Origin of the sequence: Mycobacterium sp. 3519A, from assembly GCF_900240945.1 — a bacterium.
Taxonomy (GTDB): Bacteria; Actinomycetota; Actinomycetes; order Mycobacteriales; family Mycobacteriaceae; genus Mycobacterium.
Genome location: NZ_OESG01000013.1, coordinates 2,504,617 through 2,516,685, shown reverse-complemented (window position 1 = coordinate 2,516,685; position 12,069 = coordinate 2,504,617). Strand labels below are relative to the sequence as shown.

The window sequence follows — 12,069 nt, the reverse complement described above, 5'->3', positions numbered from 1 at the left end:
AGTTGCGGTCCTCTACCATCGGAGCGTGCGACGCGCATTTCTGCGACTGGTCGACCTGCTGCCCATGCCGAGCCTGCGGGTTCAGCGCATCATCGCTGCCGCCGTCATCCTGACCCAGGGCGGCATCGCGGTGACTGGCGCCATCGTGCGCGTGACCGCGTCGGGTCTTGGCTGCCCGACCTGGCCGCAGTGTTTCCCAGGCAGCTTCGTCCCCGTCCCGCACGCCGAGGTCGCGGTCGTCCATCAGGCCGTCGAGTTCGGCAACCGGATGATCACGTTTCTCGTGGTGTTGACGGCGGTGCTGGCGGTGCTTGCCGTGACACGGGCCCGCCGTCGCCGCGAGGTGCTGATCTACGCGTGGCTGATGCCGGCATCGACGGTGGTGCAGGCCGTGATCGGCGGCATCACCGTGTTGACAGGGCTGCTGTGGTGGACCGTCGCCATTCACTTGCTGGCGTCGATGACGATGGTGTGGCTGTCGGTGCTGCTGTACGTCAAGATCGGTGAGCCCGACGATGGTGTCTCGACGCCGGTCGTCCCAAAGCCGTTGCGGCAGTTGACCGTTCTGACCGCAGTGGTGCTGGCGGCCCAGCTCGTCAGCGGCACACTGGTGACAGGCGCGGGACCGCATGCCGGCGACAAGAGCATCACCCAGCCGGTGCCGCGGCTGCACATCGAGATCACCGCGCTGGTGCATGCGCACTCGTCGTTGCTCGTCGCCTATCTCGCGCTGCTGTTCGCCCTCGGCTTCGGCCTGCTCGCCGTGCACGCGCCACGTCCCGTCATGCAGCGGTTGGGCGTGCTGCTGGCGCTCGTCGTCGCACAGGGGCTCGTCGGCACGGTGCAGTTCTTCACCGGTGTGCCCGCCGGGCTGGTGGCCGTGCACGTGCTCGGCGCGGCGGCCTGCACCGCCGCAACCGCCGCGCTATGGGCGTCGATGCGAGAGCGGTCCAAGCCCCAACCGCTCGAGGGCTGACTCAACGCCGAGCGCGAACTGCCGCTGCTGTCGCGTCCTCGTCGCCGCGTCCAACTGGCGCCAGCCCAGCGACGGCTCGACCAACTCGACCTCGAGGACGTGCGCGTCACGCCGGTCCCCGATCACATCGACACGCGCATACAGGAACTCCGCGGTTGTGATGCCGAGGTGATCGGCCGCCGCCGCCAACGCCGCGTGCCCGAGTTCCCACAACTCGAAGTCGGGATCCGCGGGGGTCAGCGTCTCCTCCGCGTAGGTGCCCGACTCGTCGAACACCGGGGCCTCGCCGGGCGGCGGCAGGATCGGGCCCTTGGTGAACGCGTGCGACTGCTCGCCGCCGATGAACACCAACGCCGTTTCACCGTGCTTGATCCGGCGGTCGTAGGGCTGCACCAGCACGTCGCGCCCCTCCGCCTGCAGGGCCGCAGCATGCGCGCGCGCCTGGTCGTGATCGGTGAACCGCAGCGCCCCAACCGAACCCGCACCGATCGCCGGCTTGACCACCACTTCGCCCGTTGGCAACGCGACCTGCTCCCCCGGCGCGAAGAATCGGCTCGGCACCGTCGGCACGCCTGCGCCGGCCAGGTCGGCGAGGTAACGCTTGTCGGTGTTCCACCGCACCACCTCAGGCGCGTTGAGCAGGTTGGCCACCTGCCGCGTCCACCGGAGGAATTCGTCGAGCCGGTCGATGTAGTCCCACGCCGCGCGCAGGATCACCAGATCCGCGTCGAGGGTGCCCGGATCGTCCCAGGACAGCCAGCGCGCGTGCAGCCCGCGTTGGCGCAGCGCCGCCACCAGCCCGTTGTCGTCGCCGTCGCCCTCCGGCAACGCCGGACAGGCGGCCAGCACGATGCGGGGATGGAACACGTCGGGCTTTGCGAGCTTCACCTTGGCAGGATAGACAGCATGAAGGCCATCCAAGTCGCCGAGACCGGCGGACCCGAAGTGCTCAACTACGTCGACACCGACAAGCCCTCGCCCGGGCCGGGTCAGGTGCTGATCAAGGCCGAAGCCATCGGGGTGAACTTCATCGACACGTACTTCCGGTCGGGGCTGTATCCGCGGGAACTGCCGTTCGTGCTGGGCACCGAGGTGTGCGGCACGGTCGAGGAGGTCGGCGACGACGTCGCAGCATTGAGCGTCGGGGACCGCGTCGTCACCGCGCAGGCCGTCGGCGCATATGCCGAATATTGTGTCGCCCCAGCCGATTTCTGCGCTTACGTGCCCGACGGCGTCACCGCTGACGTGGCCGCCGCGTCGCTGCTGAAGGGCATGACGGCGCACTATCTCATCAAGTCGACGTATCCGGTGCAGGAGCGCGACGCCGTGCTGGTACACGCGGGCGCAGGCGGCGTCGGGCTGATCTTGACCCAGTGGGCCACCAGTCTCGCCGTGCGGGTGATCACCACGGTGTCGACGCCCGAGAAGCGCGAACTGTCGCGCAAGGCGGGCGCCGTCGAGGTGCTCGGTTATCCGGACGACCCCGAGGCGTTCGGCGCCACGATCAAGGACCTGACCGACGGCGGTGTCGCCGCGGTCTACGACGGTGTCGGCGCGGACACATTCGAGGCGAGCCTGGCCAGTTGCCGGATCCGCGGCACGGTCGCGCTGTTCGGCGCGTCCAGCGGTCCGGTGCCCCCGTTCGACCCGCAGCGGCTCAACGCCGCCGGTTCGCTGTTCCTGACCAGACCCACGCTTGTGCACCACACCCGGACGCCCGATGAATTTGCTTGGCGGGCAGGCGAACTGCTCGATGCGATCGCCTCGGGCACCCTCAACATCATGGTCAGCGAGCACTACCAGCTGGAGAACGCCGAGCAGGCGCACCGCGATCTGCAGGGCCGAAAGACCGTCGGATCGGTGGTGTTAGTGCCCTAACAGCCGAGGCAGGTCGAGCGCGGAATCCACCGCGAGCGCCAGGAACACCACGGCGAGATAGTTGTTCGATTGCAGGAACAGCCGCAGCGGCTTCACCGGCTCACCGCGCCGCACACCGGCGTACAACTGATGCGCCATCACCAGGAACCAGGCGCCCGCCAGGATGGCCACCGACGCGTACAGCCAGCCCGTTGCCAACGCCAGCGCCAGCGTCGCCAGCACGGTCAGCCAGGTGTAGACCAGGATCTGCTTGGTGACCTGCCGCTCGGTGGCCACGGCGGGCAGCATCGGCACGCCGGCCGCCTGGTAGTCCTCCTTGTAGCGCATGGCCAGCGCCCAGGTGTGGGGAGGCGTCCAGAAGAAGATGATCGCGAACATCACCAGCGCGGGCCACTGGATGGTTCCGGTGACCGCCGACCAGCCGATCATCACCGGCATGCACCCCGCGGCGCCGCCCCATACCACGTTCTGCGACGTGCGCCGCTTCAGCAGCAGGGTATAGACCAGCACGTAGAACGCGATGGTGGCGCCCGCCAGATGCGCGGACAGCATGTTGGTCGTCCACCACAACCAGAAGAACGACCCCACCGACAGCGCGAGCCCGAAGACCAGCGCATGACTGCGCGGCACGGTGTCCCTGGCCAGCGGCCGACGGGAGGTCCGCTTCATCTTCTTGTCAATGTCGGCGTCGGCGACACAGTTCAGCGTGTTGGCGCCCGCGGCCGCCAGCAACCCGCCGAACAGTGTGTTGGCGATCAGCAGCGGATCGACCGAGCCGCGGTGGGCCAGCAGCATCGCCGGGATCGTGGTGACGAGCAGCAGCTCGATCACCCTGGGCTTGGTCAGTGCAAGGTAGCCGAGGAACTTGTTGCGGATTCGATTCGGCGACCCTTCGACAAGGCTGCCTTCGCGAATTCTCACGCAAATACTCCTCAGGGTCGCCGCCGCACGCGGCGTCTACTACAGACGATGGTAGACCGCGTGTAAACGCCTTCCTAATCGTCCCCCACGCCGCTGCATCGGATGACTCTCCCGCACTAGGGTGTTTTCTAGACAAGCAGCTAGCGGAACCGCACCCTCGACAAGGAGTTCGCCACGTGACCACTCTCGACGAGATCTCTGCCCTGACCCGGCCGCATCACCCCGACGACTGGACCGAGCTGGACTCGCGGGCAGTGGACACCGTCAGAGTGTTGGCCGCGGACGCGGTGCACAAGGTCGGCAACGGTCACCCCGGTACAGCGATGAGCCTGGCCCCCCTGGCATACACCCTCTTCCAGCGGGTGATGCGCCACGACCCCAGCGACGTGCACTGGTTGGGCCGCGACCGCTTCGTGTTGTCCGCCGGACATTCCAGCCTGACGTTGTACATCCAGCTGTACCTCGGCGGCTTCGGACTGGAATTGGGCGACATCGAGTCGTTGCGCACCTGGAAGAGCAAGACTCCGGGCCATCCGGAGTTCCGCCACACCAAGGGCGTTGAGATCACCACCGGACCGCTGGGCCAGGGCCTGGCGTCGGCGGTCGGCATGGCGATGGCGTCGCGCTACGAACGCGGCCTGTTCGACCCCGACGCGGCCCCGGGCACCAGCCCGTTCGACCACTTCATCTATGTGATCGCCTCGGATGGCGACATCGAGGAGGGCGTCACCAGCGAGGCGTCGTCGCTGGCGGGCACCCAACAGCTGGGCAACCTGATCGTGTTCTACGACCACAACGAGATCTCCATCGAGGACGACACCGACATCGCGCTGAGCGAGGACACCGCCGCCCGCTACCGGGCCTACGGCTGGCACGTACAGGAGGTCGAGGGCGGCGAGAACGTCGTCGGCATCCAGCAGGCCATTGAGCAGGCCAAGGCCGTCACCGACAAGCCGTCGTTCATCTCGCTGCGCACGATCATCGGCTACCCGGCGCCCAATCTGATGAACACCGGCAAGGCGCACGGCGCCGACCTCGGCGCCGAGGAAGTGGCCGCGGTCAAGAAGATCCTCGGTTTCGACCCGGACAAGTCGTTCGAGGTGAGCGACGAGGTCATCGAGCACACGCGCAAGCTGGTGGCCCGCGGCAAGGAAGCACACGAGAAGTGGCAGAGCGAGTTCGACGCGTGGGCGCAGCGTGAGCCGGAGCGTAAGGCGCTGCTGGACCGGCTGACCGCACAGCAGCTGCCCGACGGCTGGGATTCCGACCTGACCTATTGGGAGCCGGGTTCCAAACCGCTGGCCACCCGCGCCGCATTCGGTCAGGTGCTCAACGACGTGGCCCCGAAGTTGCCCGAATTGTGGGGCGGCTCAGCGGATCTCGCGGGCAGCAACAACACCACCATCAAGGGCGTGAAGTCGTTCGGCCCGCCGTCGATCTCCACCAGGGAGTTCACCGCCGATCCGTACGGCCGCGTGTTGCACTTCGGCGTCCGCGAGCACGCGATGGGATCGATCCTGTCCGGCATCGTGCTGCACGGACCGACCCGCGCGTTCGGAGGCACGTTCCTGCAGTTCTCCGACTACATGCGGCCCGCGGTGCGGTTGGCGTCGCTGATGAACATCGACACCATCTACATCTGGACGCATGACTCGATCGGGCTCGGCGAGGACGGCCCCACCCACCAGCCGATCGAACACCTGGCGGCACTGCGGGCCATCCCGAACCTGTCGGTGGTGCGGCCTGGCGACCCGAACGAGACGGCCTACGCGTGGCGCACCATCCTGGCGCGCGGCGCGAAGAGCGGTCCGGTCGGTTTGATCCTGACCCGACAGGGCATCCCGGTGTTGGAGGGCACCAGCGCTGACGGTGTGGCCAAGGGCGGCTACGTCCTCGGCGGCACTCCTGATGACGACCCCGACGTGGTGCTGATCGGCACCGGGTCCGAGCTGCAGTTGGCGGTGGCCGCACAGAAGATCTTGGCGGACAAGGGAATCACCGCAACCGTGGTGTCGATGCCGTGCGTCGAATGGTTCGAATCGCAGCCGGCGGAATACCGCGACAGCGTGCTTCCCCCGGCCGTGTCGGCACGCGTCGCCGTCGAAGCCGCAGTGGCGCAGAGCTGGTACAAGCTGGTCGGCGACACCGGCGAGATCGTCTCGATCGAACACTACGGCGAGTCTGCCGACGACAAGACGCTGTTCCGCGAGTTCGGCTTCACCCCAGAAGCTGTAGTGGCCGCCGCGGAACGAGCACTGGACAACTAGAGAAAAGGACCGATCATGGCTCAGAATCCCAATCTTGCAGCCCTATCCGCCGCAGGCGTCTCGGTATGGCTTGACGACCTGTCCCGCGACCGCCTGCAGACCGGCAACCTGCAGGAGTTGATCGACACCAAGTGCGTGGTCGGCGTGACCACCAACCCGTCGATCTTCCAGGCCGCGCTTTCGGCGGGCCACGCCTACGACGACCAGGTGAAAGAGCTCGCCGAGCGCGGCGCCGACGTCGACGCCACCATCCGCACCGTCACCACCGACGACGTCCGCAACGCGTGTGACGTGCTGGCCAAGCAGTACGAGCAGTCCGATGGCGTCGACGGCCGGGTGTCCATCGAGGTGGATCCGCGGCTGGCGCACGACACCGACAAGACGATCCTGCAGGCGATCGAACTGTGGAAGATCGTCGACCGGCCGAACCTGCTGATCAAGATCCCGGCCACGATGGCGGGTCTGCCTGCGATCACCGCCGTTATCGCAGAAGGCATTTCGGTGAACGTGACGCTGATCTTCTCCGTCGAGCGGCACCGTCTCGTGATGGACGCCTACCTGGCCGGCCTGGAAAAGGCGAAGGAAGCGGGCCACGACCTGTCCAAGATCCACTCCGTGGCGTCATTCTTCGTTTCCCGCGTCGACACCGAGATCGACAAGCGGCTGGAGAAGATCGGCAGCGAGGAAGCGTTGGCATTGCGCGGCAAGGCCGGCGTGGCCAACGCGCGACTGGCGTACGCGGCCTACCAAGAAGTCTTCGTCGGCGGCTCGCGCTATGAGGCGCTCAAGGCCGATGGCGCGCGGGTGCAGCGGCCACTGTGGGCGTCCACCGGCGTCAAGAACCCGGAGTATTCCGACACGCTGTACGTGACCGAACTGGTCGCGCCCAACACCGTGAACACCATGCCGGAGAAGACAATTGACGCGGTAGCCGATCACGGCGTCATCACCGGCGACACGGTGACCGGGACCGCCGGTGCGGCCAAGGCGCTGTTCGACGAGTTGGCCGGCATCGGTATCGACCTGCCGGACGTGTTCAGGCTGCTCGAGGACGAGGGCGTGGAAAAGTTCGAGAAGTCGTGGCTCGAGTTGCTCGAGGCGACGCAGGATCAGCTCGACGCCGCCAAGAAATGACGGATTGGCACAATCCGCTTCGCGACAAACGCGACAAGCGGATGCCGCGGATCCCTGGTCCCTGCGGCGTGGTGATCTTCGGCGTCACAGGCGATCTCGCCCGCAAGAAGCTGATGCCTGCTATCTATGACCTCGCGAACCGCGGCCTACTGCCTGCCACGTTCGCACTGGTCGGGTTCGGCAGAAGGGATTGGAGCCACGAGGCTTTCGCCGACGTCGTGCTGGAAAGTGTGAAGCAGCACGCCCGTACGCCGTTTCGCCAGGAGGTCTGGGATCGCCTGGCGGAGGGTATCCGGTTCGTGCAGGGTAACTTCGACGACCCCGCGTCGTTCGGCAAGCTCGCCGAGCAGCTCGACAAGCTGGACGCCGAGCGGGGCACGGGCGGCAACCACGCGTTCTATTTGTCCATCCCGCCCAAGGCTTTTCAGGAAGTGTGCGAGCAGCTGCAGCAATCAGGTCTGGCACGTCCACAGCAAGGCCGGTGGAGCCGGGTCGTCATCGAGAAGCCGTTCGGGCACGACCTGGCCAGCGCGCGCGAGCTCAACGAGGTGGTGAACAGCGTCTTCCCCGAGGAAGCGGTGTTCCGCATCGACCACTATCTGGGCAAGGAGACCGTCCAGAACATCCTGGCGTTGCGGTTCGCGAACGAATTGTACGAGCCGATCTGGAACAACAACTACGTCGACAGCGTGCAGATCACCATGGCCGAGGACATCGGCCTTGGTGGTCGCGGCGGCTATTACGACGGCGTAGGCGCGGCCCGCGATGTCATCCAGAACCACCTCATCCAGTTGATGGCGCTGACTGCAATGGAGGAGCCGGTCAGCTTCAGCCCGCACGAGTTGCAGGCCGAGAAGATCAAGGTGTTGTCGGCGACCCAGCCGATGCAGCCGTTCGATCAGACCACCGCGCGCGGCCAGTACTCGGCGGGCTGGCAGGGCAGCGAGAAGGTGGTGGGGCTGCTCGAGGAGGACGGGTTCTCGAAGGACTCGACCACCGAGACGTACGCGGCGATCACGCTGGAGATCGACACCCGTCGCTGGGCGGGTGTGCCGTTCTTCCTCCGGACCGGAAAACGCTTGGGGCGCAGGGTCACTGAGATTGCGCTGATCTTCAAGCGGGCACCGCACCTGCCGTTCGACAAGACGATGACCGAGGAACTCGGCCAGAACGCGTTGGTGATCCGGGTGCAGCCCGACGAGGGCATCACCACCAGGTTCGGCTCCAAGGTGCCCGGCAGTGCCATGGAGGTCCGCGACGTCAACATGGACTTCTCCTACGGTTCGGCGTTCGCCGAGGACTCCCCCGAGGCCTACGAGCGGTTGATCCTCGACGTGCTACTCGGTGAGCCGTCGCTGTTCCCGGTGAACCGGGAGGTCGAATTCTCCTGGGAAATATTGGATCCGGTGCTCGACTTCTGGGCGTCGAACGGCAAGCCGGATGCATATGAGTCAGGCACGTGGGGCCCCGCGTCAGCCGACGAGATGATGCATCGCATGGGCAGGGAATGGAGGCGGCCTTAAATGATTGTCGACCTGCCTGACACGACCACCAACGACATCAACAAGAAGATCACCGGCCTGCGTGAAGAGGGTGGCGCCATCACGTTGAGCCGGGTGCTCACGCTGGTGATCTCGCTGCACTCCGACGACCTCCTCGAGGATTCGATCGAGGCGGCCAACTTCGCGAGCCGCGAACATCCGTGCCGGGTGATCGTGGTGGTGCCCGGTGACCGGGACGCCACCGAACCGCGACTCGACGCGCAATTGCGGGTGGGTGCGGACGCGGGTGCCGGTGAGGTGGTGTCGCTGCGCCTGCACGGCCCACTGGCCGACCACGCCAACAGCGTGGTGCTCCCGTTCCTGCTGCCCGACACCCCCGTGGTGGCATGGTGGCCGGCTGGCGGCCCCGACGTGCCCGCTCAAGATCCGTTGGGCCGGTTAGCAGTTCGGCGCATCACGAATGCCACCGACTGCGCCGACCCGATGGCCGCCATCAAGAGTCGTCTGCAGGGCTACACCTCGGGCGACACCGATCTGGCGTGGGCCCGCATCACCTACTGGCGAGCGCTGCTGGCGTCGGCAGTGGACCAGGAACCCCACGAGCCGATCACCTCGGCGCTGGTGTCGGGCCTGAAGGACGAACCCTCGCTGGACGTGCTCGCGGGCTGGCTCGCCGAGCGCATCGACGGTCCGGTGCAGCGCGCGGTCGGCGAACTGAAGGTGGAACTGGTCCGCAAGAGCGAGACGATCACGCTGCGGCGGCCGCAGACGGGCGTCACCGCAACCCTGACCCGCACCAGCAGGCCGGAGGCGCGAATTCCGTTGGCACGCAGGGAGGCAAAGGAATGCCTCGCCGAGGACCTGCGCAGGCTCGACGCCGACGAGATCTACCACGAGGCATTGCAGGGCATCGAGAAAGTGCAATACGTATGAGTGTGTCGGTGCACAGATATCCGGACACGGACGCGCTCGTCGCGGCGGTGGGCGACCGACTGGCCCAGCAGATCACCTCGGTGATCCAGTTCCGTGGCCGGGCGTCCATCGTCTTGACGGGCGGCGGCACCGGGATCGGGTTGCTGAAGCGGTTGGCCGAACACGGCGATCAGATCGATTGGTCCAGAGTGCACTTCTACTGGGGCGACGACCGGTTCGTGCCGGAAGACGACGATGAGCGCAACTACAAGCAGGCCCGCGAGGCGCTGCTCGACCACATCGACATCCCGGCCGCCAACGTGCATCCGATGGCGGCGAGCGGTGCCGCGTTCGGCGACGACCTGGACGCCGCGGCAGCCGACTACGCCCAGGTGCTGGCGGCGAACGCCGAAGCCGGAGAGCCGGCACCGGTTTTCGACGTGCACCTGCTCGGGATGGGACCCGAGGGGCACATCAACTCGCTGTTCCCCGATACCGCGGCGGTGCGGGAGACCGACCGACTGGTGCTCGGCGTACCGGACTCCCCCAAGCCGCCGCCGCAGCGGATCACCTTGACGCTCCCTGCAATTCAGCGGTCGCGGGAAGTCTGGCTCGTGGTGTCCGGTGCAGGCAAGGCCGATGCGGTGGCAGCGGCCATCGGCGGCGCCGACCCGGTGGACGTGCCCGCGGCCGGTGCCGTCGGCCGCGACGAGACGGTGTGGCTACTCGACGAGGACGCCGCTTCCAAGCTCTCGTAGCGCGCCGAGACTACGCAAGATGACGAATTTCGCCGGGTTTTCCGTCACAAACCGTAGTCTCGCGGGGCGGCGCCGGTGTGGTCATAATGACCCTCATGGCAGACAAGGGCGGCAAACCGGTGCGCACTGGACCCGAAAGGATCCGCAAGCTCGCCCAGGCGGCGCTCAACGCCGATGTCACGGTGGAGCAGGTCGACACGATCCTCGAGGGCCTCGGGGAGACGCTCGTAGACCTGAACAACTCGACAGCCACCCTTGACGCCACCCTCGAGCGGTTCAACGAGACGATCAATCAGATCAACGAACTCGCGCCTCGGCTGTTCGCGATGGTCGACCGGTTGGAAGGCATCGTGGCGCGCGTCGAGCGCATCGTCGATCTCGGTGAGGCCGCCGTCGCACCGATCGCCGCGACCGAATCCGCGGTGCGCGGCGTCGTCAATCGGGTGCGCCGGTCCACCGGTCTGTGACGTTCTTGACCACGGTGCCGTCCTTCACGACGACGGCGATGTTCTTCGCGGGATCCGACAACAACCCGAGATCCGTGGTCGGATCACCGTCGATGAGCAGGACGTCCGCCCATGCGCCGACGCTGATCTCGCCGAGCCTGGCCGCTTGGTACGGGTCGCGTTCGCCCGCAAGCCGGAACAGGCTGGCATTACCCGACGTCACCATCTTCAGCGCCTCGACGTTGGTCATGTAGTCGCCGAGCCGGGTCATCATCTCGCTCTGCCTGCCCGCGTGTTCGGGCTCGAAGAGCAGGTCGGTCCCCCACGCCGTCTTGACGCCGTGCTTGCGCGCCCAGGCGTACAGCCGGTCGGTGCCGGTGCAGATCTCGCGGTTCTTCTCGGCGTTCTCGGGGTTGGGGAAGTTGTGGTCGTGTTCGGCGAACGGCTGGGTCGACAGCCAGACGTCGCGCTCGGCGAGCATCGCGATTGTCGGTTCGTCGGCCAGGTGGCCGTGCTCGATGGACTGCACGCCCGCATCGACGGCACGGTGGATTCCCGCAACGGTGTACACGTGGGTGGCGACGTAGGTGCCGTAATCCGTTGCGGCGTCGACCGCGGCGCGAAGTTCTCGCGGGGTGAACTGCAAGGTGTACAGGGGGTCGTACGCCGAGGCCACGCCGCCACCCGTCATCAGTTTGATCTGCGAGGCACCTCGGCGAAGCTGCTCACGCACCGCTGCGAGCACGCGGGTTTCGCCGTCCGCGACACGCATCATGCCGATCTGCTCGGCTCGGGACTCCCCGCCACCCAGCGCGGTGGGCCTGTCGTCAACCAGTCCGAAGTCACCGTGCCCTGCGGTCTGCGAGATCGCCGCCTGGCTGGGATAGATCCGCGGTCCGAGCGCCGGTTCGCCGTCGATGACATTCTTGATGCCTGCCGTGTCACCGGCCATGTCGCGAACCGTGGTGAAACCACGCAGCAAGGTGTCCTTGGCGCGGGCGAGGGTGCTTGCGATCAACTGCGACTCAGACGCCAGCATCATGTCGAACATGGTGTTCGCCATCCCCATCAGGTGCACGTGCGCGTCGCTCATGCCAGGCATCAGCACCCTGTCGGCGCCGTCGATCACGACGGTGTTCGCGTCCTCCGCGATGGGTGATCTCTCGACGGCGGCGACCTTCGTCCCGTCGATCAGGACATGGCCTGCGAAGAGATGGTCGGTCAAACCGTCGAAGATCCGGACATTCTTGATCAGTAGCCGACCCATGCCTGACG

The 12,069-nt window shown here is 66.6% G+C and carries 11 protein-coding genes; 8 read left to right on the top strand and 3 right to left on the bottom strand.

Annotated elements, in window-relative coordinates:
- The first annotated feature begins 64 nt into the window (after positions 1-64).
- Positions 65-976, top strand: a complete 912-nt coding sequence (locus C1A30_RS19915; protein WP_101950335.1) for a heme A synthase — start codon at positions 65-67, stop codon at positions 974-976.
- Here C1A30_RS19915 and C1A30_RS19910 read toward each other — a convergent pair.
- Positions 926-1,864, bottom strand: a complete 939-nt coding sequence (locus C1A30_RS19910) for a RimK family alpha-L-glutamate ligase (protein ID WP_101950336.1) — start codon at positions 1,862-1,864, stop codon at positions 926-928. The genes C1A30_RS19915 and C1A30_RS19910 overlap by 51 nt on opposite strands.
- A gap of 18 nt (positions 1,865-1,882) precedes the next feature.
- On the opposite strand from C1A30_RS19910, the gene C1A30_RS19905 reads away from it, so the two are divergent.
- Positions 1,883-2,854, top strand: a complete 972-nt coding sequence (locus C1A30_RS19905; RefSeq protein WP_101949851.1) for a quinone oxidoreductase — start codon at positions 1,883-1,885, stop codon at positions 2,852-2,854.
- Here the strand turns inward: C1A30_RS19905 and C1A30_RS19900 are convergent.
- The gene (locus C1A30_RS19900) at positions 2,843-3,775 is read right to left on the bottom strand and encodes a heme o synthase (RefSeq protein WP_101949850.1); all 933 of its coding nucleotides are present in this window, start codon (positions 3,773-3,775) and stop codon (positions 2,843-2,845) included. The two genes, C1A30_RS19905 and C1A30_RS19900, sit on opposite strands and share 12 nt — an antisense overlap.
- Positions 3,776-3,951: 176 nt before the next feature.
- Here C1A30_RS19900 and tkt point away from each other — a divergent pair, with 176 nt between their 5' ends.
- From tkt to C1A30_RS19870, 6 genes are all read left to right on the top strand, one after another.
- A complete protein-coding gene (gene tkt, locus C1A30_RS19895) occupies positions 3,952-6,042 on the top strand; it encodes a transketolase (protein WP_101949849.1) in 2,091 nt (696 codons plus the stop codon).
- A gap of 12 nt (positions 6,043-6,054) precedes the next feature.
- On the top strand, positions 6,055-7,176 hold the full coding sequence (gene tal / locus C1A30_RS19890) for a transaldolase (protein WP_200828379.1): 1,122 nt from the start codon (positions 6,055-6,057) through the stop codon (positions 7,174-7,176).
- Positions 7,173-8,699: a glucose-6-phosphate dehydrogenase gene (gene zwf / locus C1A30_RS19885; protein WP_101949847.1), complete on the top strand. Its 1,527-nt coding sequence runs from the start codon at positions 7,173-7,175 to the stop codon at positions 8,697-8,699. Before tal ends, zwf begins: the two co-directional genes overlap by 4 nt.
- On the top strand, positions 8,700-9,611 hold the full coding sequence (gene opcA / locus C1A30_RS19880; RefSeq protein ID WP_101949846.1) for a glucose-6-phosphate dehydrogenase assembly protein OpcA: 912 nt from the start codon (positions 8,700-8,702) through the stop codon (positions 9,609-9,611). It begins immediately after the preceding gene.
- Positions 9,608-10,348, top strand: coding sequence for a 6-phosphogluconolactonase (pgl, locus tag C1A30_RS19875; RefSeq protein ID WP_101949845.1), 741 nt, complete (start codon positions 9,608-9,610; stop codon positions 10,346-10,348). Before opcA ends, pgl begins: the two co-directional genes overlap by 4 nt.
- Positions 10,349-10,443: 95 nt before the next feature.
- Positions 10,444-10,815, top strand: coding sequence for an ATPase (locus tag C1A30_RS19870; protein WP_101949844.1), 372 nt, complete (start codon positions 10,444-10,446; stop codon positions 10,813-10,815).
- Here the strand turns inward: C1A30_RS19870 and C1A30_RS19865 are convergent.
- Positions 10,784-12,061 carry an amidohydrolase family protein gene (locus C1A30_RS19865; RefSeq protein WP_101949843.1) on the bottom strand — a complete coding sequence of 426 codons (1,278 nt, stop codon included), beginning with the start codon at positions 12,059-12,061 and terminating at the stop codon, positions 10,784-10,786. The genes C1A30_RS19870 and C1A30_RS19865 overlap by 32 nt on opposite strands.
- Positions 12,062-12,069 lie beyond the last annotated feature (8 nt).

Excerpts from the sequence above, each read along its gene's own strand:
- C1A30_RS19915 (WP_101950335.1), top strand. The coding sequence starts at position 65 with ATGCCGAGCCTGCGGGTTCAGCGCATCATCGCTGCCGCCGTCATCCTG.
- C1A30_RS19905 (WP_101949851.1), top strand. The coding sequence starts at position 1,883 with ATGAAGGCCATCCAAGTCGCCGAGACCGGCGGACCCGAAGTGCTCAAC.
- zwf (WP_101949847.1), top strand. The coding sequence starts at position 7,173 with ATGACGGATTGGCACAATCCGCTTCGCGACAAACGCGACAAGCGGATG.
- opcA (WP_101949846.1), top strand. The coding sequence starts at position 8,700 with ATGATTGTCGACCTGCCTGACACGACCACCAACGACATCAACAAGAAG.
- pgl (WP_101949845.1), top strand. The coding sequence starts at position 9,608 with ATGAGTGTGTCGGTGCACAGATATCCGGACACGGACGCGCTCGTCGCG.
- C1A30_RS19870 (WP_101949844.1), top strand. The coding sequence starts at position 10,444 with ATGGCAGACAAGGGCGGCAAACCGGTGCGCACTGGACCCGAAAGGATC.
- C1A30_RS19865 (WP_101949843.1), bottom strand. The coding sequence starts at position 12,061 with ATGGGTCGGCTACTGATCAAGAATGTCCGGATCTTCGACGGTTTGACC.